The organism is Bacteroidota bacterium (assembly GCA_035506275.1).
In the GTDB taxonomy this organism is placed as follows: domain Bacteria; phylum Bacteroidota; class Ignavibacteria; order UBA10030; family UBA8401; genus JAGVPT01.
Window position 1 is genome coordinate 98330 of the sequence record DATJPT010000018.1, and the last position, 19677, is coordinate 118006.

33 protein-coding genes and 1 tRNA gene are annotated in these 19677 nt (G+C 56.2%); all 34 read left to right on the forward strand.

The features are described from left to right. The first annotated feature begins 4 nt into the window (after positions 1–4). The 34 genes from fusA (at position 5) to yihA (ending at position 19574) form a co-directional block, all read left to right on the forward strand. Positions 5–2107 carry an elongation factor G gene (fusA, locus tag VMF88_12965; protein HTY11966.1) on the forward strand — a complete coding sequence of 701 codons (2103 nt, stop codon included), beginning with the start codon at positions 5–7 and terminating at the stop codon, positions 2105–2107. Positions 2108–2161: 54 nt separating this feature from the next. Beyond that, a complete protein-coding gene (gene tuf, locus VMF88_12970; GenBank protein HTY11967.1) occupies positions 2162–3373 on the forward strand; it encodes an elongation factor Tu in 1212 nt (403 codons plus the stop codon). Positions 3374–3436: 63 nt separating this feature from the next. Next, positions 3437–3745 (forward strand): 30S ribosomal protein S10, encoded by a 309-nt coding sequence (gene rpsJ, locus VMF88_12975; GenBank protein HTY11968.1) that lies wholly within the window; start codon positions 3437–3439, stop codon positions 3743–3745. Positions 3746–3856: 111 nt separating this feature from the next. Further along, a complete protein-coding gene (gene rplC / locus VMF88_12980) occupies positions 3857–4477 on the forward strand; it encodes a 50S ribosomal protein L3 (protein HTY11969.1) in 621 nt (206 codons plus the stop codon). A 35-nt stretch (positions 4478–4512) separates the two neighbouring features. Beyond that, positions 4513–5142 (forward strand): 50S ribosomal protein L4, encoded by a 630-nt coding sequence (rplD, locus tag VMF88_12985; protein ID HTY11970.1) that lies wholly within the window; start codon positions 4513–4515, stop codon positions 5140–5142. Positions 5143–5166: 24 nt separating this feature from the next. Next, positions 5167–5445, forward strand: coding sequence for a 50S ribosomal protein L23 (rplW, locus tag VMF88_12990; GenBank protein HTY11971.1), 279 nt, complete (start codon positions 5167–5169; stop codon positions 5443–5445). 27 nt (positions 5446–5472) lie between these two features. Then, positions 5473–6297, forward strand: coding sequence for a 50S ribosomal protein L2 (gene rplB, locus VMF88_12995; GenBank protein HTY11972.1), 825 nt, complete (start codon positions 5473–5475; stop codon positions 6295–6297). A gap of 12 nt (positions 6298–6309) precedes the next feature. After that, a complete protein-coding gene (gene rpsS / locus VMF88_13000; GenBank protein ID HTY11973.1) occupies positions 6310–6600 on the forward strand; it encodes a 30S ribosomal protein S19 in 291 nt (96 codons plus the stop codon). Positions 6601–6631: 31 nt separating this feature from the next. Beyond that, the gene (gene rplV / locus VMF88_13005; GenBank protein ID HTY11974.1) at positions 6632–6988 is read left to right on the forward strand and encodes a 50S ribosomal protein L22; all 357 of its coding nucleotides are present in this window, start codon (positions 6632–6634) and stop codon (positions 6986–6988) included. Between the two features lie 62 nt (positions 6989–7050). Next, a complete protein-coding gene (rpsC, locus tag VMF88_13010) occupies positions 7051–7689 on the forward strand; it encodes a 30S ribosomal protein S3 (protein ID HTY11975.1) in 639 nt (212 codons plus the stop codon). Positions 7690–7733: 44 nt separating this feature from the next. Further along, a complete protein-coding gene (rplP, locus tag VMF88_13015; GenBank protein HTY11976.1) occupies positions 7734–8156 on the forward strand; it encodes a 50S ribosomal protein L16 in 423 nt (140 codons plus the stop codon). A gap of 12 nt (positions 8157–8168) precedes the next feature. After that, the gene (gene rpmC / locus VMF88_13020; protein HTY11977.1) at positions 8169–8378 is read left to right on the forward strand and encodes a 50S ribosomal protein L29; all 210 of its coding nucleotides are present in this window, start codon (positions 8169–8171) and stop codon (positions 8376–8378) included. A 26-nt stretch (positions 8379–8404) separates the two neighbouring features. After that, the gene (gene rpsQ, locus VMF88_13025) at positions 8405–8665 is read left to right on the forward strand and encodes a 30S ribosomal protein S17 (GenBank protein HTY11978.1); all 261 of its coding nucleotides are present in this window, start codon (positions 8405–8407) and stop codon (positions 8663–8665) included. A gap of 20 nt (positions 8666–8685) precedes the next feature. Continuing rightward, positions 8686–9054: a 50S ribosomal protein L14 gene (gene rplN, locus VMF88_13030; GenBank protein HTY11979.1), complete on the forward strand. Its 369-nt coding sequence runs from the start codon at positions 8686–8688 to the stop codon at positions 9052–9054. 20 nt (positions 9055–9074) lie between these two features. Continuing rightward, on the forward strand, positions 9075–9398 hold the full coding sequence (gene rplX, locus VMF88_13035) for a 50S ribosomal protein L24 (protein ID HTY11980.1): 324 nt from the start codon (positions 9075–9077) through the stop codon (positions 9396–9398). A 151-nt stretch (positions 9399–9549) separates the two neighbouring features. After that, a complete protein-coding gene (rplE, locus tag VMF88_13040; GenBank protein ID HTY11981.1) occupies positions 9550–10116 on the forward strand; it encodes a 50S ribosomal protein L5 in 567 nt (188 codons plus the stop codon). Between the two features lie 18 nt (positions 10117–10134). Beyond that, positions 10135–10320, forward strand: coding sequence for a type Z 30S ribosomal protein S14 (locus tag VMF88_13045; GenBank protein HTY11982.1), 186 nt, complete (start codon positions 10135–10137; stop codon positions 10318–10320). Between the two features lie 33 nt (positions 10321–10353). Then, positions 10354–10749: a 30S ribosomal protein S8 gene (rpsH, locus tag VMF88_13050; GenBank protein HTY11983.1), complete on the forward strand. Its 396-nt coding sequence runs from the start codon at positions 10354–10356 to the stop codon at positions 10747–10749. A 45-nt stretch (positions 10750–10794) separates the two neighbouring features. Beyond that, positions 10795–11346: a 50S ribosomal protein L6 gene (gene rplF / locus VMF88_13055; protein HTY11984.1), complete on the forward strand. Its 552-nt coding sequence runs from the start codon at positions 10795–10797 to the stop codon at positions 11344–11346. 38 nt (positions 11347–11384) lie between these two features. Continuing rightward, positions 11385–11753 (forward strand): 50S ribosomal protein L18, encoded by a 369-nt coding sequence (rplR, locus tag VMF88_13060; protein HTY11985.1) that lies wholly within the window; start codon positions 11385–11387, stop codon positions 11751–11753. A 36-nt stretch (positions 11754–11789) separates the two neighbouring features. After that, positions 11790–11860 (forward strand) — tRNA-Gln (locus VMF88_13065). A 55-nt stretch (positions 11861–11915) separates the two neighbouring features. Next, a complete protein-coding gene (gene rpsE, locus VMF88_13070) occupies positions 11916–12419 on the forward strand; it encodes a 30S ribosomal protein S5 (GenBank protein HTY11986.1) in 504 nt (167 codons plus the stop codon). A 5-nt stretch (positions 12420–12424) separates the two neighbouring features. Next, complete coding sequence (rpmD, locus tag VMF88_13075) at positions 12425–12619, forward strand: 50S ribosomal protein L30 (protein ID HTY11987.1); 195 nt, start codon at positions 12425–12427, stop codon at positions 12617–12619. A gap of 52 nt (positions 12620–12671) precedes the next feature. Further along, a complete protein-coding gene (gene rplO, locus VMF88_13080; GenBank protein ID HTY11988.1) occupies positions 12672–13163 on the forward strand; it encodes a 50S ribosomal protein L15 in 492 nt (163 codons plus the stop codon). A gap of 9 nt (positions 13164–13172) precedes the next feature. Beyond that, the gene (secY, locus tag VMF88_13085) at positions 13173–14513 is read left to right on the forward strand and encodes a preprotein translocase subunit SecY (protein HTY11989.1); all 1341 of its coding nucleotides are present in this window, start codon (positions 13173–13175) and stop codon (positions 14511–14513) included. A 23-nt stretch (positions 14514–14536) separates the two neighbouring features. Then, on the forward strand, positions 14537–15295 hold the full coding sequence (gene map / locus VMF88_13090; GenBank protein HTY11990.1) for a type I methionyl aminopeptidase: 759 nt from the start codon (positions 14537–14539) through the stop codon (positions 15293–15295). A gap of 11 nt (positions 15296–15306) precedes the next feature. Continuing rightward, on the forward strand, positions 15307–15525 hold the full coding sequence (gene infA, locus VMF88_13095) for a translation initiation factor IF-1 (protein HTY11991.1): 219 nt from the start codon (positions 15307–15309) through the stop codon (positions 15523–15525). Positions 15526–15550: 25 nt separating this feature from the next. Beyond that, positions 15551–15664 (forward strand): 50S ribosomal protein L36, encoded by a 114-nt coding sequence (gene rpmJ, locus VMF88_13100; protein HTY11992.1) that lies wholly within the window; start codon positions 15551–15553, stop codon positions 15662–15664. 58 nt (positions 15665–15722) lie between these two features. Continuing rightward, positions 15723–16106, forward strand: coding sequence for a 30S ribosomal protein S13 (rpsM, locus tag VMF88_13105; GenBank protein ID HTY11993.1), 384 nt, complete (start codon positions 15723–15725; stop codon positions 16104–16106). 133 nt (positions 16107–16239) lie between these two features. Continuing rightward, the gene (gene rpsK, locus VMF88_13110; protein HTY11994.1) at positions 16240–16593 is read left to right on the forward strand and encodes a 30S ribosomal protein S11; all 354 of its coding nucleotides are present in this window, start codon (positions 16240–16242) and stop codon (positions 16591–16593) included. 48 nt (positions 16594–16641) lie between these two features. Continuing rightward, positions 16642–17271 (forward strand): 30S ribosomal protein S4, encoded by a 630-nt coding sequence (rpsD, locus tag VMF88_13115; protein HTY11995.1) that lies wholly within the window; start codon positions 16642–16644, stop codon positions 17269–17271. A gap of 48 nt (positions 17272–17319) precedes the next feature. Continuing rightward, on the forward strand, positions 17320–18306 hold the full coding sequence (locus VMF88_13120; protein ID HTY11996.1) for a DNA-directed RNA polymerase subunit alpha: 987 nt from the start codon (positions 17320–17322) through the stop codon (positions 18304–18306). A 15-nt stretch (positions 18307–18321) separates the two neighbouring features. Further along, positions 18322–18861, forward strand: a complete 540-nt coding sequence (rplQ, locus tag VMF88_13125) for a 50S ribosomal protein L17 (protein ID HTY11997.1) — start codon at positions 18322–18324, stop codon at positions 18859–18861. Positions 18862–18938: 77 nt separating this feature from the next. After that, positions 18939–19574, forward strand: coding sequence for a ribosome biogenesis GTP-binding protein YihA/YsxC (yihA, locus tag VMF88_13130; protein HTY11998.1), 636 nt, complete (start codon positions 18939–18941; stop codon positions 19572–19574). Positions 19575–19677: the final 103 nt, after the last annotated feature.

The following is a 19677-nucleotide window of genomic DNA, read 5'->3' on the forward strand; positions in this document are numbered from 1 at the left end:
TGTTATGCCCAGAAAATATTCGCTTGAGCGAACACGAAATATAGGCATTATGGCGCACATCGATGCGGGTAAAACCACAACGACTGAGCGCATTCTCTATTATACGGGCGTTCTGCATCGGATGGGGGAAGTGCACGACGGTGCGGCGACCATGGACTGGATGGAGCAGGAAAAAGAACGGGGCATCACCATTACCTCCGCAGCGACGACCTGTTTCTGGAGAGACCATTATATCAACATTATCGACACCCCGGGGCACGTCGACTTCACAATCGAAGTCGAGCGTTCGCTGCGCGTTCTGGACGGCGCCGTTGCGCTCTTCTGCTCCGTCGGCGGTGTTGAACCCCAGTCGGAAACAGTATGGCGCCAGGCCGATAAGTACGGCGTTCCCCGCATCGCGTTCGTCAATAAGATGGACCGCGTCGGCGCGGATTTTCTCGGTGCCGTGCAGATGATGAAAGACCGCCTCGGCGCCAATGCGGTGCCGATCCACCTGCCGGTCGGCGAAGGGGACCTCTTTACCGGCATCATCGATTTGATCACGATGAAGGCCCGCATCTTCCACGAAGAGTCGAACGGCATGACGTGGGAAGATATCGCAATCCCGCATGACCTGCAGAAGCTCGCCGCCGACTACCGGACAAAAATGCTCGAAGCGGTCTCGGATGAGGACGACACTCTCCTCGAAAAATATCTCGAGGGAAAAGAGATCAGTTCTAAAGAAATTATTGCCGTCCTCCGGAGAGCGTGTCTGAAGACGAGCATCATTCCTGTGCTGTGCGGCTCGTCGTTCAAGAACAAGGGGGTCCAGATGCTGCTCGACGCCGTCGTCGATTTTCTCCCCTCGCCCATAGACATTAATAAGGGGGAAATTTCCGGCCATCATCCGAACATGAAAGATATGATCGTCCGGAAAGTGACGGACAGCGAGAAGTTTACGGCGCTTGCCTTCAAGATCATGACCGATCCGTTCGTCGGAAGGCTGACGTATTTCAGGATCTACACGGGAAGTGTCAAAGCGGGATCGTACTTGTATAATTCCAGCAGCGACAAGAAGGAGCGTCTTGGACGCGTTCTTCGCATGCACGCGAACCATCGTGAGGACGTGGACGAAGGATTTGCCGGCGATATTCTTGCGGCGATCGGGTTCAAAAATACGCGTACCGGCGACACGCTCTGCGACGAAGACGATCCGATCATTTTAGAGAAGATGACATTCCCGGAACCCGTCATCCACCAGGCGATCGAACCGAAAACGAAGGCCGACCAGGAGAAGATGGGCGAGGCGATGCAGAAGCTTTCGGAAGAAGACCCGACGTTCCGCGTATCGACGAACGAGGAGACCGGCCAGACGATCATCGGCGGAATGGGCGAACTTCATCTTGAGATCATCGTGGACCGCATGAAGCGGGAATTCAAGGTCGAGGCGAACGTCGGCCGTCCCCAGGTTGCGTATAAAGAAACTGTCCGCAAAAAAGTACAGGCTGAAGGAAAGTTCATCCGTCAGTCCGGCGGCAAAGGACAATTCGGCCATGTCTGGATCGAGCTCGAGCCGAACGAAAAAGGGAAGGGCTACGAATTCGAGGATGCGATCGTCGGCGGCGTGGTGCCGCGCGAGTTCATCAAGCCGGTGTCGGTCGGCATTCAGGAAGCGATGAAGAACGGAATCCTTGCGGGGTACCCTGTAGAGGACATCAAAGTGAAGTTGTTCGACGGCTCATACCACGAGGTCGATTCGTCCGAAATGGCGTTCAAGATCGCCGGCTCGATGGCGTTCCAGGCGGCCGCAAAAAAAGCGAATCCCGTCATCCTTGAGCCGATCATGGCCGTTGAGGTCGTTACGCCGGAGGAATATCTCGGCGATGTGATGGGGGACCTGAATTCGCGGCGCGGAAAGATCGAAGGCATCACCCCGCGCAAGGATGCGCACGTCGTCAAGGCGACCGTGCCGCTCTCCGAGATGTTCGGCTACGCGACGTCGATGCGATCGATGACACAGGGGCGCGCGCTCTATACTATGCAGTTCTCGCATTACGACGAAACGCCGAAATCGATATCCGATCAAATCATTGAAAAAGTAAAGGGCAAGGAAGCAGTCACCGCCTGATTTCTGACAGAGAGTAAAAACACCTCGTTCCCAATTACGTAAGGAGACATTCTCATGGCAAAAGAAAAATTTGACCGCAGCAAGCCGCACGTGAACGTCGGAACCATCGGCCACGTTGACCACGGCAAGACAACCTTGACCGCCGCGATTACCATGGTGCTGGCAAAGAAGGGGCTTTCGCAGATCCGAACATTCGACAGCATCGACAACGCGCCGGAAGAAAAAGCGCGTGGGATCACCATTGCTACGGCACACGTCGAGTACTCGACCGACAAGCGCCACTACGCGCACGTCGACTGCCCGGGCCATGCCGACTACGTGAAGAACATGATCACGGGCGCCGCCCAGATGGACGGGGCCATCCTTGTTGTTGCCGGAACGGACGGACCGATGCCGCAGACGCGCGAGCACATTATTCTCGCACGCCAGGTCGGCGTTCCCCGCATCGTTGTTTTTTTGAATAAAGTTGACGCCGTCGACGACCCGGAGCTGCTCGACCTCGTCGAGATGGAAATGCGCGACCTGCTCAAGGCGAACGAATTCCCCGGCGACCAGATCCCCATCATTCGCGGCTCGGCGTTGAAAGCCATGGAAGCGGCATTGCGGCCGGATTCGAAGGTCGACGACCCCGCCTTCAAATGCATCATGGATCTCATGGATGCGATCGACTCGTACGTTCCGCTTCCGCAGCGCGATTCCGAAAAGCCGTTCCTCATGCCGGTCGAAGACGTCTTCTCGATCACCGGACGCGGGACGGTCGGCACGGGGCGTGTTGACCGCGGCCGCGCCAAAGTCGGCGACGAAGTCGAAGTGATCGGACTCGGCCAGCACAAGAAGACGGTCATCACCGGTGCAGAAATGTTCCGCAAGGAACTCGACGAAGTTGTCGCGGGCGACAATGCCGGACTGCTGCTGCGCGGCATTGAGAAGAACGATCTCGAGCGCGGTATGGTCATTGCGAAGCCCGGCTCCATCACCCCGCACAAAAAATTCAACGCGCAGGTGTACGTGCTCAAGAAAGAAGAAGGCGGACGTCACACACCGTTCCTGAACGGCTACCGCCCGCAGTTCTACTTCCGGACCACGGACGTGACCGGCGTCGTCACCCTTCCGCAGGGAGTGGAAATGGTGATGCCGGGGGACAACGTCGACAACATGCAGATCGAACTGATCTCCACCATCGCCATGGAAGAGAAGCTGCGCTTCGCTATCCGTGAAGGCGGCCGCACGGTCGGTTCGGGCGTTGTCACAAAGATCATCGAATAAAAGCTGTTTAACTTTTGAGCCGCGTCCCGCTCTTAACGGATCGCGGCTCGCACGGAGTTCCAAGTGGCTGGTCAAAAAATTCGCATCAAATTAAAATCGTACGATCACAACCTGATCGACAAATCGGCCGAGAAGATCATCAAGACGGTGAAATCGACCGGCGCGGTGGTCTCGGGTCCGATTCCGCTGCCGACGAAGCGCACGCTGTACACCGTGCTCCGTTCGCCGCACGTCGATAAAAAATCCCGCGAGCAGTTCGAGACGCGCGCCCATAAGCGCCTCATCGATATTCTTACCTCCGGCACGAAGACGGTCGACGCGCTGATGAAGCTCGACCTTCCCGCCGGCGTCGACGTGGAAATCAAAGTGTAAGGTGCGGTGAGGAATGCAGGCGGGAGCCCGCCGTCAACGGGCCCTTCGATCAGAAAAGATTTTTGACTAACCGGTTTCGCAAAAAGTGCAGATACCGAAGGAGTTTAACCAGTGAGTGGTATACTAGGAAAAAAAGTCGGCATGACGAGCATCTTCGATGACAACGGGGTTTCGATCCCGTGCACCGTCATCGAAGCCGGTCCTTGTTATGTAACTCAAATACGAACGAAGGAAAAGGACGGATACGAAGCCGTCCAGCTCGGTTTCGACGAGAAGCCGGAGCGCCTCGTGAACAAGCCCTCGAAGGGACACTTTGCGAAAGCAAGCGTCAAAGGGCTGCGGCTGCTGAAAGAGTTCCGCGATTTCAAAGCGGGCGATATTGCCGTCGGCAAAGAGGTGAAGGTCGACCTCTTCACGAAAGGGGACAAGGTCTCCGTGACCGCGAAATCCAAAGGCAAGGGATTTCAGGGCGTTGTCCGCCGGCATCATTTCTCCGGAGTCGGCATGACGACACACGGCCAGTCGGACCGTGTCCGCGCGCCGGGGTCCATCGGCTCGTCCTCGTATCCGTCACGGGTCTTCAAAGGGATGCGCATGGCGGGTAGGATGGGGTTCAGGAATGTGACCGTGAAGAACCTCACGGTCGTCCAGGTCATCCTGGAATCCAACCTCATCCTCGTCAAGGGATCGGTTCCCGGGGCGATCAATACGTACGTTGAGATCACGAAGTAATTTCCCACGAGATCGAAAAAGAAAGTACGACAAAGATGAAAGTTGATGTGCTAAAGAAAGATGGAACGAAGTCCGGCGAGACGGTGACGCTTGCGCCCGAGATCTTCGAAGTGACGCCGAACGACCATGCGATCTACATGGCCGTGCGCTCCTACATGGCGAATCAGCGGCAGGGGACGCATCAGACGAAAGAGCGGAGCGACGTCCGCGGCGGCGGCAAAAAGCCGTTTGCACAGAAGAAAACGGGACGTGCACGCCAGGGGACAAGCCGTTCTCCGTTGATGGCCGGAGGCGGCACCGTGTTCGGTCCGCATCCGCATGATTACGTGGTGAAGCTTCCCCTTAAAGTGAAGCGCATGGCCCGGAAGTCGGCTCTTGCCTATAAGGCAAAGGAAGCCAGCATCGTTGTTGTCGAGGATTTCAGCTTCGACGGGCCGAAGACAAAAGAGATGGCGGGGGTGCTGAAGGCCCTGCAGGTTGCCTCCAAGAAGGTGCTGTTCCTCGTCCCGAAAAAGGACGACAACGTCCTGAGGTCGGGCCGGAACATTCCGAAGTTGAACATCCTTGAGGCGGCCAAGGCATCGACATACGAAATTGTGGACAGCGCCGTGCTTGTGATGCAGAAGAGCGCGGTCGACATTCTCCAGAAAACGTTTTCCAATTAACGCGAGCGACCGATGAGTGTACTATTGAAACGACCCCTGATCACCGAGAAGATGACTGCGCTTGCAGACAAGCGGCAGTACGCGTTCGAGGTGGACATCAATGCGAACAAGATCGATATTGCCCGCGCGATCGAGAAAAAATTCAACGTGACCGTCGAGAGCATCCGGACGATCGTCTCGAAGGGGAAGCACAAGGCGCAGATGACCAGGCGCGGACGCGTCCCCGGCAGGCGTGCCGATTTCAAAAAAGCCATCGTGACGCTGAAGCAGGACCAGAAAATCGACTTCTTCGAAAACGTGTAAAACGTACCAAGCAACGGAAGCAGAGTTATGGCATTACGAAAATTAAAACCGACAACAGCCGCGACACGATATTACACGATCTCGACGTTCGAGGAAATCACGAAGTCGACGCCGGAAAAATCGCTGCTCGGGCCGATCAAGAAATCCGGCGGCAGAAACAGTTACGGGCGGGTCACCTCGCGTCATCGCGGGGGCGGGCACAAAAGAAAATACCGCATCGTGGATTTCAAGAGGGACAAGCGGGATATCGCCGCGAAGGTCACGGCCATCGAGTACGACCCCAACCGTTCTACGCGCATCGCTCTTGTGCAGTACGCCGACGGCGAGAAGCGCTACATCCTTGCCCCCGAAGGGCTGAAGGTGAACGACCGGATCGTTGCCGGGAACGAAGTTGAGATCAAGACCGGCAACGCGATGCCCCTGAAGGCGATTCCTGTCAACACTCAGATCCACAATATTGAAATGCGGGAAGGCAAGGGGGGACAGATCGCGCGCAGCGCCGGGAATTTCGCGACGGTCCAGGCAAAGGAAGGCGATTTCGTCCTTCTCAAGTTTCCTTCGGGAGAGGTCCGGAACATCCGCAGCGGATGCTACGCCACGATCGGGATGCTCGGGAACATCGACCATGAGAACATCAGCGTCGGCAAAGCGGGCCGCTCGCGCTGGCTCGGTCTCCGCTCGCATGTCCGCGGGGTCGCCATGAATCCGGTCGACCATCCGATGGGCGGCGGCGAGGGAAAAACTTCGGGCGGCGGTCATCCGGTGAGCCCGTGGGGACAGAAATCCAAGGGATTGAAAACGCGCAAGAAGAAAAAAACATCCAGCAAGTACATTGTCAAACGCCGCAAGTAAAGAGCAGAGCCTATGAGTCGATCAGTAAAAAAGGGACCGTTCATCGATCCCAAGCTGCAGCAAAAAGTCGAAGCGCTCAACAAGAGCAACAAAAAGCAGGTGATCAAGACATGGTCCCGCTCATCGACGATCGCCCCTGATTTTGTGGGCCACACGTTCGCCGTGCACAACGGGAACAAGTTCATCCCGGTCTACATTCAGGAATCGATGGTCGGCCACAAGCTCGGCGAGTTCGCGCCGACGAGAATTTTCCGGGCGCACCCCGGCTTAAAGACCGAAGCGACAACGGCACCGGCTGAATAAGAGTATTCGCGCACAGATTCTGGAGTTTTTCATGGAAGCAAAAGCAATCAACAGATACATCGGAACATCGCCGCGCAAGATGCGGCTCGTGGTCGATTTGATCCGCGGGAAATCGGTCGGCGAAGCGCTCAACATTCTCCATTTCTCGCCGAAGCATGCGTCGAAAACGGCGGAGAAAGTGCTCCGGTCGGCGATCTCGAACCTTCAGAACAAGGACGACGCAGGGCGGATCGACACCGACGATATCTACGTGAAGGAATGCTACGTGGATGGCGGCGCAACGATGAAGAGAATTCTTCCCGCGCCGATGGGGCGCGCGTTCAGAATGCTGAAACGCTCCAATCACGTGACGATCGTCGTTGCTCAACGGGACGCAAAGAAGAAATAGGTCCACCGCCACAAGGGCATGGTATGACACACATTCATTTATTCCGGTTTTAGGAGAACACAGTGGGACAAAAAACGCACCCGGTCGGTTTTCGCTTAGGCGTCATCAAGACGTGGGATTCAAACTGGTTCGATGAAAAAGGCTTCGCCGCGAAGCTTAACGAAGATGTGATGATCCGAAACTACGTCCGCAACCGCCTCAAGAAGGCCGGCATTTCACGGATCCAGCTCGAGCGGACCCCGAAGAACGCGCGCATCACCATTCATACCTCCCGTCCCGGCATTGTCATCGGCAAGAGCGGAAAAGAAATTTCACAGCTCGAGGAAGAGCTGAAAAAGATCACCAACAAGGAAGTGAAGATCCTCATCAGCGAGATCAAACGTCCCGAACTCGATGCGCAGCTCGTCGCGGAGAACATTGCGTCGCAGCTTGAAGGGCGCATTTCGTTCCGGCGCGCGATGAAGCAGGGGATCACGGCGGCCATGCGTATGGGCGCCGAAGGCGTGCGCGTGATGTGCAGCGGCCGTCTTGGCGGGGCTGAAATGGCCAGGCGCGAACAGTACAAAGAAGGACGCATCCCTCTTCACACGCTCCGCGCCGACATCGATTATGCCAACGCGACCGCCCAGACGATCTACGGACTGATCGGCGTCAAGGTGTGGATCTGCAAAGGCGAAGTTCTCGGAAACGCTGCGCGGTAATGGTCGGTTCTGTCGTACGATTTTGATACTGGAGATTACGAATTATGTTAATGCCGAAAAGAGTCAAGTACAGAAAAGCGCAGCGCGGGCGCATGCGCGGAAAAGCGACACGCGGCGCGACAATCGCGTTCGGCGATTTCGGGTTGAAGGCGATCGAACCGGGCTGGATCACCCAGCGGCAGATCGAGGCCTCGCGCGTTGCGCTCACCCGCATGATGAAGCGGGAGGGAAAAGTATGGATCAGGATCTTCCCCGACAAGCCGGTGACCAAGAAACCCGCCGAAACCCGTATGGGAAGCGGCAAAGGAAACCCCGAGTTCTGGGTGGTCGTGATCAAGCCCGGACGCGTGATGTTCGAGATCGGCGGCGTACGGAAGGAAATGGCGAAGGAGGCCCTGACGCTCGCGGCGCACAAGCTCCCGATCAAAACCAAGTTCGTGACACGCATCGATTACGATGCCCATTAACAGAGTCTGCCCATGAAAACATTCGAAATCAAAGACCTCTCCGATTCGGAGTTGCAGAAAAGAATCGCGGACGACAAAGAGACGCTCGCGCACATGAAGTTCCAGCAGGCGACGAAGCAGATCGAGAACACGGCAAAGCTCAAGCTCATCCGGCGCGACATTGCGCGGATGATGACCATGCTGAACCAGCGGAAACGCAAAGCGGAAGCCGCGAAGCCATAATCAGAGCACGGAGACCCGACCAGACAATGGAAACAAGAACCACTCGACGAAAAACACGCGTTGGCAAAGTGATCAGCACCAAGATGATGAAGAGCATCGTCGTTGCTATTGAACGGCGCGTTCCTCATGCACTGTACAAAAAATATTTCCGCCGCACGACGAAGCTCATGGCGCACGACGAGAAAGGCGAGGCCGGACTCGGCGACACCGTCCGTATTATGGAGACTCGCCCGCTGAGCAAAAACAAACGATGGCGTCTGGTGGAAGTGGTGGCAAAAGCGAAGTAACCGGTATTCAGGAGTATCTCATGATCCAGGAAGAAACAAATTTAGTCGTTGCAGACAATTCGGGAGCGAAAAAAGTGCGGTGCATCCGCATCCTCGGCGGTCACGACCGCCGGTACGCCAGCGTCGGCGACCTCGTTGTCGTCTCCGTCAAGTCTGCGATTCCCGGCGCGGGCGTTAAAAAAGGCGAGGTCTCCCGCGCCGTCGTCGTCCGCACGAAGAAGGAAGTCGGACGCAAGGACGGATCGTACATCCGTTTCGACGAGAACGCCGTCGTCCTGATCACTCCGCTGAACGAGCCGCGGGGAACGCGCATCTTCGGCCCCGTCGCGCGCGAGCTTCGCGAGAAACAGTTCATGAAGATCGTCTCTTTGGCACCAGAAGTTCTATAACGAAAACCGAAAGCAACGCTATGCAAGTTCGAAAAGATGATATCGTCATCGTAAAATCCGGGAACAACTCGGGCAAGGAAGGCAAAGTGCTGAAAGTGTTCCCCGCGACGAACAGGGTGATCGTCGAAGGCGTCAACATCATTAAGCGCCATACGCGTCCCTCGCAGCGCAACCCGCAGGGGGGCGTCGTGCAGAAGGAGGCGTCGGTCAATTCTTCGAACGTGATGGTGAAGTGCCCGAAGTGCAATACGGCGACGCGCGTGGGATACCAGCACGTCACCGACGCGACGTCGGGAAAGAAAAAATCGATGAGGATCTGCCGTAACTGCGGCGAGATGTTTTAAGAACTGCCGGGCAACGTTCCGGACCGATCAACGGTGCTATGCGAACAACATAGCACATCTCTAGAAGGTGCAGCACATGGGAAAAGAAAAGAAACCAGCACAGAAACAGGAACAGAAAGAGGCGAAGGCCTCGCATGCGCGGGAGGCGGGAGTGTACCCCCGTCTGCTCGAGATGTACAAGAAAGACCTGGCGCCGGTCATGATGAAGCGGTTCAACTATAAGAGCGTGATGCAGGTGCCGCGGCTCGAAAAGATCTCCCTGAACATGGGCGTCGGCGCCGCAACGCAGGACGCGAAGTTGATCGAGACCGCCGCGAAAGAACTGGAATTGATCACCGGACAGAAACCGGCGATCACGAAAGCAAAGAAAGCGATCTCGAATTTTAAGCTCCGGCAGGGGGTGCCCATCGGCGCCCGCGTGACGCTCCGGGGGAGACAGATGTATGAATTTCTTGACCGGCTTGTCAATGTTGCGATGCCGCAGATCCGGGATTTCCGCGGAGTGCCGGACAAATCGTTCGACGGCCGCGGCAATTATACGCTCGGCATCAAAGAACAGATCATTTTCCGCGAGATCGACGCGGACAAAGTAACGAAAATCAACGGCATGGATATCACCTTTGTCACGACGGCGAAGACGGACCTCGAGGCGATGGAGCTGCTCAAAGGGTTCGGCATGCCGTTCGTCAAACGCGATACAGTTCAAAAAGCAAATTAATTTACCCAAGGAGCGTTCGTGGCACGATTAGCGATGGTTGTTAAAGCAAAGAAAACACCGAAACATCCCACCCAGAAACACAACCGGTGCAGCCTCTGCGGAAGGTCCCGCGCCTATATGCGGAAATTCGGCATCTGCAGACTTTGCTTCCGCTCCATGGCGCTCGACGGGAAAATCCCCGGAGTGACGAAAGCAAGCTGGTAACAGCGCGATCAACAATTAGGAGAATGCGTATCAATGTCAATGTCCGATCCCATAGCTGATTATCTCACGCGAGTCCGCAATGCCCTGCGCGCGCGCCACAAGAAAGTCGATGTCCCTGCGTCGAACCTGAAAAAAGAAATTTCGCGCATTTTGATGGAACAGAAATTCATCGCAAGCTACACGACGGTCGACGATACGAAGCAGGGAATCATCCGTATCCAGCTGAAATACAACGATACAACGAGCGTGATCAGCGGACTGCGCCGCATCAGCCGCCCCGGCATCCGCCGGTACCACAACGCGGGCGAGCTGCCGCGCGTCAACAACGGCCTCGGCGTTGCGGTGATGTCGACGTCCAAAGGATTGATGACAGACAAACAGGCGCGCAAAGAAAATGTCGGCGGCGAAGTTCTGTTCTACGTGTGGTAATACCATCAGAGGTCAGTCAGAAAAAGAGTTTGAAGGAGTCTTACAGTGTCACGAATCGGCAGAAAACCAGTAGTCATTCCCAAGGGAGTGAAAGTCGAAGTGAAGAACGGCAAAGTGAAGGTCACCGGAACGAAGGGTGATCTGACCGTGGCCATTCATCCCGATGTCACCGTCGAGGTCAAAGGCGAAGAGGTCCATGTCTCCCGCCACTCCGATTTCAAGGAGCAGCGGTCGCTGCACGGATTATTCCGCGCGCTGATCGCCAATATGGTCACCGGCGTGACGACGGGCTTCACCCGCAAACTGGAGATCGTCGGCGTTGGCTACCGTGCGGAACTGAAGGGAAAGGTCCTTCAGCTCGCACTCGGTTACTCGCATCCGATCGCGTTCCGTCCCCCCGATTCAATCAAGGTTGAAGCGCCGACGCAGACGAGCATCGTCATCAGCGGCATCGACAAGCAGCTCGTCGGCCTGGTCGCGGCAAAAATACGGTCCCTCCGTCCCCCCGAACCGTACAAAGGGAAGGGGATCAAGTACGAAGGAGAGTACATCCGCAGAAAAGCCGGCAAGACAGCGGCCACTGCCGGTACTAAATAATCAACGGGTTCGATTCACAGTTACCGTTACGAGCAGGTATGATCAACAAAGAGACGATACAGCGCCGGATAAAGATCAAAGCGACGATCCGGAAAAAAATCTCGGGGACGGCAGAGCGCCCGCGCCTGACCGTGTACCGCAGCCTGGGAAACATCTACGGGCAAATCATCGACGATGCGGCGGGAAAGACCCTTGTCGCGGCCTCATCGATATCGAAGGAAGTCAAAGCCGAGCTGGCGGGAGCGAAATCAAAGAAGGCGAAGAGCATCCTCGTCGGAAAGATTCTCGCGAAAAAGGCGCTGGAAAAAAACATCAAGAACGTCGTGTTCGACCGGAACGGATTGCTGTATCACGGCCGTGTGAAAGCGCTGGCGGACGGTGCACGTGAAGGCGGCTTAAAATTTTAAGATGTGATTGCTGCTGGAAGGAATCGCCCGCTCTCTTGTCGGGTCGTCTAATGGCAGGACAACGCCCTTTGGAGGCGTATGTAGAGGTTCGAATCCTCTCCCGACAGCAAGAAACGCAAACGACGCTGTAAAAACTCATTAACGGAGTGAAGAGGTTTACCCTTGGCACGTATTAAAGCAAACGAGTTCGAACTTAAGGACAAGCTGGTCCACATCAACCGCGTCGCAAAAGTGGTGAAAGGCGGACGCAGGTTCAGTTTCAACGCGATCGTTGTTGTCGGCGACGGCAACGGCCATGTCGGCATCGGCCTGGGCAAAGCGAATGAAGTGGCGGACGCGATCTCCAAAGGAATCGACGACGCGAAAAAGAACGTCGTATCGGTATCGATCGTGAACGGCACGATCCCCCACGAAGTGATCGGAAAGTTCGGCGCGGGAAAAGTGCTGTTGAAACCGGCATCTCCCGGAACGGGACTGATCGCCGGCGGCGGCGTCCGCGCGCTGCTCGAATCGGCAGGCGTGAAGGACGTCCTCACGAAACAGATGGGCTCTTCCAACCCGCACAACGTGGTGAAAGCGACATTGGCCGGACTGCTCAGCCTTCGGGACGCCAAAACGGTGGCGCAGGAGCGCGGGGTCTCACTTCAGGAATTATTCCAGAATTAACCATTATGGCAGCGCACAAAAAGATAAAAATAACGCAAATCCGCAGCGTGGTCCACACGCTGAAGAGCCACAAACGCACTATCGAGGCGCTGGGGCTCGGACGTCCCAACTACTCCGTTATTCACACCGACACGCCGCAGATCCGCGGGATGGTGAATGCAGTCCGTCACCTTGTTGTCGTCGAAGAAGTGAAATCATAATTGCAGCGGGGTCCGCCCGGCGGGCCTCATCAGTGATCAAAGGAATATTACCATGGCGGCGATTTTAAGCAACTTACGGTACGCAAAAGGCTCGCGGAAAAAGACGAAGAGGATCGGGCGCGGTCAGGGCTCGGGACACGGCGGCACGGCGACACGCGGGCACAAAGGGCAGGGTTCCCGTTCGGGTTCGGGTCTGAAGCGCGGGTTTGAAGGGGGACAGATGCCGCTCACCCGGCGTCTGCCGAAGTTCGGGTTCCGGAATCCGTTCCGGGTCGAGTACCGCGTCGTGAACGTCGAAGTGCTGCAGAAGCTCGCGACGGACGGAAAAGTCAAAGACGAAGTTACGCCGGAGATCCTGTACTCGCTCGGCGTCGTGTCGAAGAAGAACGAGCCGGTGAAAATTCTCGGCGACGGCGAACTGAAAGCAAAATTGACGATCTCGGCGCACAAGTTCAGCAAGTCTGCGGTGGAGAAGATTACGGCGGCCGGCGGGAAAGCGACGGAGATACAGACTCAGAAACCCGCCGCAGCGAAAAAATCATAAGACATCTCCATGAGCAAATTAGACGAAAATATCCGCAACATCTTCAAGATTCAGGAGCTGCGAACGCGCGTGCTGTTCACGGCGGCGCTGTTGATCGTCGTCCGCATCGGTTCGCACGTCACGCTCCCCGGCGTCGATGCTTCGGTGCTGGCGGAATCGATGCGCAACCAGGCGTCGAACACGCTCTTCGGTCTCTACGATTTGTTCGTCGGCGGCGCGTTCAGCCACGCGGCGATTTTTGCGCTCGGCATCATGCCGTACATCAGCTCCTCGATCATTATCCAGCTGCTTGGCGCGGTCGTCCCCTTTTTCCAAAAACTTCAAAAAGAAGGCGAGAACGGGCGGAAGAAGATCACGCAGTACACGCGGTACGGCACGGTGCTCATTTCGATGCTGCAGGCGTGGGGCGTCAGCGTGCGCCTGGTGAGCCTGAATGCCGCGGGCGTATCGATCGTGCCGCAGCAGCTGCAGGGGTTCGGGTTCGCGCTCAGCACGATCATCGTGCTGACGACGGGAACGATGTTCATGATGTGGCTGGGAGAACAGATCACGGAGCGGGGAATCGGCAACGGCATCTCGCTCATCATTTTCATCGGCATCATCGCCCGGTTTCCGGTCGCTCTTCTCGACGAGTTCCAGCTCGTCAATTCCGGCGCCCGGCCGATCATTGTCGAGCTGGTGATCTGGGCATTCATGCTGCTGATCATCGCCGGCGTCGTGATGGTCACGCAGGGAACACGGCGTATTCCGGTGCAGTATGCAAAGCGCGTTGTCGGCAGAAAGGTCTACGGGGGCGTCACCCAGTATATTCCGATGCGCGTGAACACGGCGGGCGTTATGCCGATTATCTTCGCGCAATCGATCATGTTCATCCCGAGCACGGTCCTGACGTTCTTCCCGGACAGCGATTTTGTCGCGTCGATCGCCGGATATCTCGAGCACACGTCGTTCACCTACTCATTCTTCTACGGCTTGATGATCGTGTTCTTCACCTATTTCTACACGGCGATCGCCTTCAACCCGAAGGACGTCGCGGACAACATGCAGAAGCAGGGAGGGTTTATTCCCGGGATCCGGCCGGGCAAGCACACGTCGGATTTCATCGACAATATTTTGACGAAGATCACGCTGCCGGGCTCGATCTTCCTGGCCATCATCGCGATTCTGCCGGCATTCATGGTGCGGTTCGGAGTGACGACCAGCTTCGCATCGTTCTTCGGCGGAACGAGCCTGCTGATCATCGTCGGCGTTGCGCTCGACACGCTTCAGCAGGTTGAATCCCACTTGCTCATGCGGCATTATGACGGGTTCATGAAGAGCGGCAAGATCAAAGGACGAATCGGCCGGTAATTTTGGGCGGCGGTGCGGTACTCATGGTGACGATCAAAACAGAAAAAGAAATTGCCCTGATCAGGGAAAGCTCGCAGATCGTCGCCGATGTTTTGAGGCTGCTGGAGAAACAGATCTATCCCGGGGTCGCGACGAAGGACCTCGATTCGCTCGCCGAGGATTTCATCCGGAGCAGCGGCGGGGCTCCGGCGTTCAAAGGCTACGGGAGCGACCGGAACAATCTTTTTCCCGCATCGATCTGCGTCTCGATCGACAACGAAGTGGTTCACGGGATTCCGGGCAACAGGGTGTTGAAAGAAGGAGAGATCGTCTCTCTCGATGTCGGCGTCGTGAAGGAGGGATTTTTCGGGGACGGGGCGTGGACATTTCCCGTGGGAAAAGTTTCGGAAGGGAAGGCGCGGCTGATGAGGATCACTCAGGAGTCGCTCGACAAAGGCGTTGAACAGGCGGTCGAAGGAAATTATCTCCATGATATCTCGCACGCCGTCCAGCATCATGTTGAAGCTGCGGGATTTTCGGTGGTAAGGGATCTGGTGGGACACGGTATCGGCACGGATTTGCACGAAGACCCGCCCGTTCCGAACTACGGCAAAGCGAAGACCGGTCTGAAGCTGAAGGAAGGAATGACGCTCGCCATCGAACCGATGGTGAATTTTGGAGCGTACGACGTGCGGACCGGCAGGGACGGATGGACGATCGTGACGGCGGACAATACGCCGTCGGCACATTTCGAACACACGGTCGTCGTTCGAAAAAACAGGGCGGAGATTTTAACTCAGTAAACGCATCGGCAATGGCAAAGCAAGGAGCAATCAAAGTTGACGGAACGATCACGGAAACGCTGCCCAATGCTTCATTCAAAGTCAAGCTGGACAACGGGCACGAGATCCTTGCGCATATTTCCGGCAAAATGCGGATGAACTACATCAAGATCTTGGTCGGTGATAAAGTGACGGTGGAGCTTTCGCCGTACGACCTGTCGAAGGGACGCATCACCTACCGGTACAAGTGAGCGAGCAGGAAGAAAGGAACAGACAATGAAAGTGCGGGCATCAGTCAAGCGGTTATGCGAAAACTGCAAAGTCATCCGGCGCAAAGGCGTCGTGAGAGTGATCTGCAAAAACCCGAAACACAAACAGCGTCAGGGATGATCCCCCGGCGGGATCAGTGCCGTTGAGGCCAAGAGTCGATTAACAAGGAGAACATCACGTGGCTCGTATAGCTGGAGTCGATTTACCAAAAAACAAGCGGTCCGAAATCGGGCTGACGTACATTTACGGCATCGGCCGGACAACGTCGCAGCAGATCCTCACGAAGGCAGGGGTCGATCTGAACAAAAAGATCGGCGACCTGAACGACGACGAAGTGTCGAAGATCCGTACGATCATCCAGGCGGAGTACAAGACCGAAGGAGCGATGCGGAGCGAGATGCAGATGAACATCAAGCGTCTCATGGACATCGGGTCGTACCGCGGGCTGCGTCACCGCAAAGGCCTCCCCGTACGCGGACAGCGGACGCGGACAAATTCGCGCACCAGGAAAGGGAAGAGAAAGACGGTCGCCGGGAAGAAGAAAGTGCTGGCGAAGAAATAATCAATCTCAACCAAAGAACGATCTTTGGCTGAAAGGAGTAAACGTGGCAAAAGAACAGACACAAGCGCCGGCGAAAGCCCCGGCATCAGCGCCGGGCGCGGCGGCGGCGCCTGCTGCAAAGAAGAAGAAAAAGATCCATGTCGACGTTAACGGCAAAGCGTTCATCAAGGCGACGTTCAACAACGTCATCGTAACGCTCACCGATACGTACGGCAACACCATCGCGTGGTCGTCCGCGGGAAAGAACGGCTTCAAAGGATCCCGCAAGAATACCCCGTTCGCCGCTCAGGTCTCAGCAGAAGCTGCGGCGAAAGAGGCGTACGATATGGGACTGCGCAAAGTGGAAGTGTTTGTGAAGGGACCGGGTTCCGGCCGTGAAGCGGCGATTCGTTCGCTGCAGACCGCAGGGCTCGAAGTCTCGATCATCCGCGACATCACGCCGATACCGCACAACGGCTGCCGTCCGCCGAAGCGCCGCCGCGTGTAATGGTGTCGAAGAGTTCATTACCTCATCACTTATAGAAAGTCATCATCAATGGCACGATATATCGACGCCAGTTGCAGGCTGTGCAGACGGGAACGCCAGAAACTTTTTTTGAAGGGAACAAAATGCTTTACGGAGAAATGCCCGGTTGAACGGAGGAATTTTCCCCCCGGACCGCACGGGCAGTCGCGCAGGCAAAAAGTTTCGGAATACGGACTTCAGCTTCGGGAGAAACAGAAGATCAGGAGAATGTACGGTCTGCTCGAAACCCAGTTCAGAAATTATTTTGAGAAATCTCTTCGTCAGACCGGCAAGACGGCGGAAATCCTCGTCAAGACGCTCGAACGCCGTTTCGACAATGTCGTCTACCGTATGGGCTTCGCCCCATCACGCAAAACGGCACGCCAGCTGATCCTGCACGGCCATTTTTCCATCAACAACAAACCGGTGGATATTCCCTCGATGCTGTTGAAGGCAGGGGACGTGATCAGCGTGAACGAGCGGAGCAAGAAGCTCGAAGTCATTCACAATTCCATGAAGCGCATGAAAGACAGCTCGATGCTGCCGTGGCTCAGCCTGGACAAGGCAAACCTGAACGGAACATTCCTTCAGATTCCGGAGCGGACCGACATTCCTTTGCCGGCAAACGAACAGCTCGTCGTCGAATTGTACTCCAAGTAATCGATTTTTTTCACAACAACTTAAAACGTGTGAAAGTGAGTGAATCTCATGAGTCTTGTAAACTTTCAAATGCCTGAAGGAATCGTGCTGGATGAAGCAAATCATTCGACCACGTTTGGCAGATTTGTTGTTCAGCCGTTAGAGAAGGGGTTCGGCGTCACCATCGGCAATGCATTCCGGCGCGTCCTCCTGTCGTCGCTGCCGGGCTATGCGATCACCGCGCTCCGCATCGAAGGGATCGTTCACGAATTCTCGACGCTGCCGGGATTGGTGGAGGATGTTTCCGATATGATCCTGAACCTCAAGGAGGTCCGCCTGAAGGCGACGAACAAAAAGGTCGGCAAGGTGATGGTGCACCTGAAAGGCCCGGGAAAATTCAAGGCGGGCGATATTCAGAAAGCGAGTGCGGAGGTCGAAATTCTGAACCCCGACCACCACATCGCCACGCTGAACAAGGATGCCGACTTCGAAATGGAGCTTCGCATCGGCCGCGGCAAAGGATACGTGACGTCGGAGGAGAATAAACTCCCCGACCAGACGCTCGGCGTCATCGCGATCGACTCGATCTTCACGCCGATCAAGAACGTGCGCTACTTCGTGGAACCGACGCGCGTCGGCCAGCAGACCGATTATGAAAAACTGATCCTGGAGATCGAGACCGACGGCTCCATCGTGCCGGAAGAAGGACTGACGTACGCGGGAAAGGTCCTGCGCGAGCATATCCAGCTCTTCACGAATTTCGATTCGGAGCCGGAGGCGGAGAAGGAAGAAGTGGAAGAGGATGCCGAAGTGGCGCGCATCCGGAAGGTCCTCAAGACCAGCGTCGACGACCTGGAGCTGTCGGTGCGTTCGCACAACTGCCTGCGCGCGGCGGACATCAAAACGATCGCCGACCTCGTGCGCCGCGAGGAGGCGGAGCTCCTGAAGTTCCGCAATTTCGGCCGCAAGTCTCTCGCCGAGCTCTCGGCGATCATCGAAGAAGAAGGATTGACATTCGGCATGGATGTCGACAAGTATCTCAAGGACAGCGAATAACCAAAGGATAATGCAATGATTCACGGCAGATCAGGGCGAAAGCTCAAGCGGACACCAAGCCATCGCAAAGCGACGTTCATCGCTCTTTCGACGGCGCTCTTCCGCCACAAGAAAATCCGCACGACGCTTGCGAAAGCGAAGGAAATGCGGATGGTGGTCGAAAAAATAATTTCCCGCGCCAAGCGCGCGGTCGCAAAGGAAGCTGAAGGCGGACCGAAAGACGTTCACGCGCGCCGTGAAGTTGCCCGCTTCATCCATGATAAGGCCGTGGTGAAAATGTTGTTCGGCGAGATCGCCCCAAAGGTCGGCCAGCGTCCCGGCGGCTATACCCGCGTCGTCAAATTAGGACGGCGGTTCGGCGATGCAGCCGAAGTTGCCGTGCTCGAACTCGTCGACTACAACACCGGCAAAGAAGAAACGAAACCGGCAGTGAAGCCGAAACGTGCGCGCAGAACTCCCCGAAAGAAAACCGAAACCGCTCCATCTCCGGCGGCTGAACCAGCACCGGACTCTCAATCAACCGTCACGCAGGCCTCAGAAAAAGGAGCATCGTAAGCGTCACACGGTAGCGCGATCATCCCCGCTATCGTGATACCCGTGTCCGAAGTCCCACCATGAAGAGGGTGTGAGGTATGAAAATTGAAACGGTAGATTTTGTTGTCGGCGTCGCGAACCTGAAACAGCTCCCCAGAGATAATTTCCCCGAAATCGTTTTCATAGGCCGCTCGAACGTAGGAAAATCGTCCCTCCTGAACAAGCTCTGCAACAGGAAGGGGCTCGCCCGCACCAGTTCGACGCCGGGGAAAACCCGCGAGCTCAACTACTATCTGGTGAACAAAGAGATGTACTTCATCGACCTTCCCGGCTACGGCTACGCAAAAGTGGCCGAGCAGGTGAAAGCGGGATGGACGTCGCTCATCGAGTCGTTCTTCCACGAAAGAAAACAGATCGCGCTCGGCGTGCAGATCGTCGATGCGCGGCTGGGCCCCACCGAGCTCGACACCACGATGATGGGCTGGCTCGACTTCTACGACGTCCCGTTCGTGCTCGTCCTGACGAAGGCCGACAAAATTCCTTTCAACAAGCTGCAGCTGCAGGTCAAGAACATCCAGGAGCGGCTCGCAAAATACAAACGTCTCTCCGCGGTGCTTCAGTTCTCAGCTGTCACCGGAGAAGGGCGCTTCGATCTGTTGAACGCGATCCAGTCTTTTGTGAGCGCAAAAGAACCCTCGTCGTCCAAACACTATATCCCTTCAGCGGTCGCCTAGGACAACGTCCGGGCGGCCATTGCACATGCCGTGTCGGATTGCCCGCGGGCAGCGGCGGCGGATCCGCAGCACCATCCTTGATTCTCAATCCCCTATGAAGTAC

What these genes read in the sequence shown, in the direction of transcription:
- yihA (HTY11998.1), top strand. Translation starts at nt 18,939, where the DNA reads ATGAAAATTGAAACGGTAGATTTTGTTGTCGGCGTCGCGAACCTGAAA.
- tuf (HTY11967.1), top strand. Translation starts at nt 2,162, where the DNA reads ATGGCAAAAGAAAAATTTGACCGCAGCAAGCCGCACGTGAACGTCGGA.
- map (HTY11990.1), top strand. Translation starts at nt 14,537, where the DNA reads ATGGTGACGATCAAAACAGAAAAAGAAATTGCCCTGATCAGGGAAAGC.
- rplD (HTY11970.1), top strand. Translation starts at nt 4,513, where the DNA reads ATGAAAGTTGATGTGCTAAAGAAAGATGGAACGAAGTCCGGCGAGACG.
- rpmC (HTY11977.1), top strand. Translation starts at nt 8,169, where the DNA reads ATGAAAACATTCGAAATCAAAGACCTCTCCGATTCGGAGTTGCAGAAA.
- infA (HTY11991.1), top strand. Translation starts at nt 15,307, where the DNA reads ATGGCAAAGCAAGGAGCAATCAAAGTTGACGGAACGATCACGGAAACG.
- rplP (HTY11976.1), top strand. Translation starts at nt 7,734, where the DNA reads ATGTTAATGCCGAAAAGAGTCAAGTACAGAAAAGCGCAGCGCGGGCGC.
- rplV (HTY11974.1), top strand. Translation starts at nt 6,632, where the DNA reads ATGGAAGCAAAAGCAATCAACAGATACATCGGAACATCGCCGCGCAAG.
- rpsD (HTY11995.1), top strand. Translation starts at nt 16,642, where the DNA reads ATGGCACGATATATCGACGCCAGTTGCAGGCTGTGCAGACGGGAACGC.
- rplX (HTY11980.1), top strand. Translation starts at nt 9,075, where the DNA reads ATGCAAGTTCGAAAAGATGATATCGTCATCGTAAAATCCGGGAACAAC.
- VMF88_13120 (HTY11996.1), top strand. Translation starts at nt 17,320, where the DNA reads ATGAGTCTTGTAAACTTTCAAATGCCTGAAGGAATCGTGCTGGATGAA.
- rpsQ (HTY11978.1), top strand. Translation starts at nt 8,405, where the DNA reads ATGGAAACAAGAACCACTCGACGAAAAACACGCGTTGGCAAAGTGATC.
- rpmJ (HTY11992.1), top strand. Translation starts at nt 15,551, where the DNA reads ATGAAAGTGCGGGCATCAGTCAAGCGGTTATGCGAAAACTGCAAAGTC.
- rplN (HTY11979.1), top strand. Translation starts at nt 8,686, where the DNA reads ATGATCCAGGAAGAAACAAATTTAGTCGTTGCAGACAATTCGGGAGCG.
- rpmD (HTY11987.1), top strand. Translation starts at nt 12,425, where the DNA reads ATGGCAGCGCACAAAAAGATAAAAATAACGCAAATCCGCAGCGTGGTC.
- fusA (HTY11966.1), top strand. Translation starts at nt 5, where the DNA reads ATGCCCAGAAAATATTCGCTTGAGCGAACACGAAATATAGGCATTATG.
- rpsS (HTY11973.1), top strand. Translation starts at nt 6,310, where the DNA reads ATGAGTCGATCAGTAAAAAAGGGACCGTTCATCGATCCCAAGCTGCAG.
- rpsH (HTY11983.1), top strand. Translation starts at nt 10,354, where the DNA reads ATGTCAATGTCCGATCCCATAGCTGATTATCTCACGCGAGTCCGCAAT.
- secY (HTY11989.1), top strand. Translation starts at nt 13,173, where the DNA reads ATGAGCAAATTAGACGAAAATATCCGCAACATCTTCAAGATTCAGGAG.
- rplO (HTY11988.1), top strand. Translation starts at nt 12,672, where the DNA reads ATGGCGGCGATTTTAAGCAACTTACGGTACGCAAAAGGCTCGCGGAAA.
- rplQ (HTY11997.1), top strand. Translation starts at nt 18,322, where the DNA reads ATGATTCACGGCAGATCAGGGCGAAAGCTCAAGCGGACACCAAGCCAT.
- rplR (HTY11985.1), top strand. Translation starts at nt 11,385, where the DNA reads ATGATCAACAAAGAGACGATACAGCGCCGGATAAAGATCAAAGCGACG.
- rplB (HTY11972.1), top strand. Translation starts at nt 5,473, where the DNA reads ATGGCATTACGAAAATTAAAACCGACAACAGCCGCGACACGATATTAC.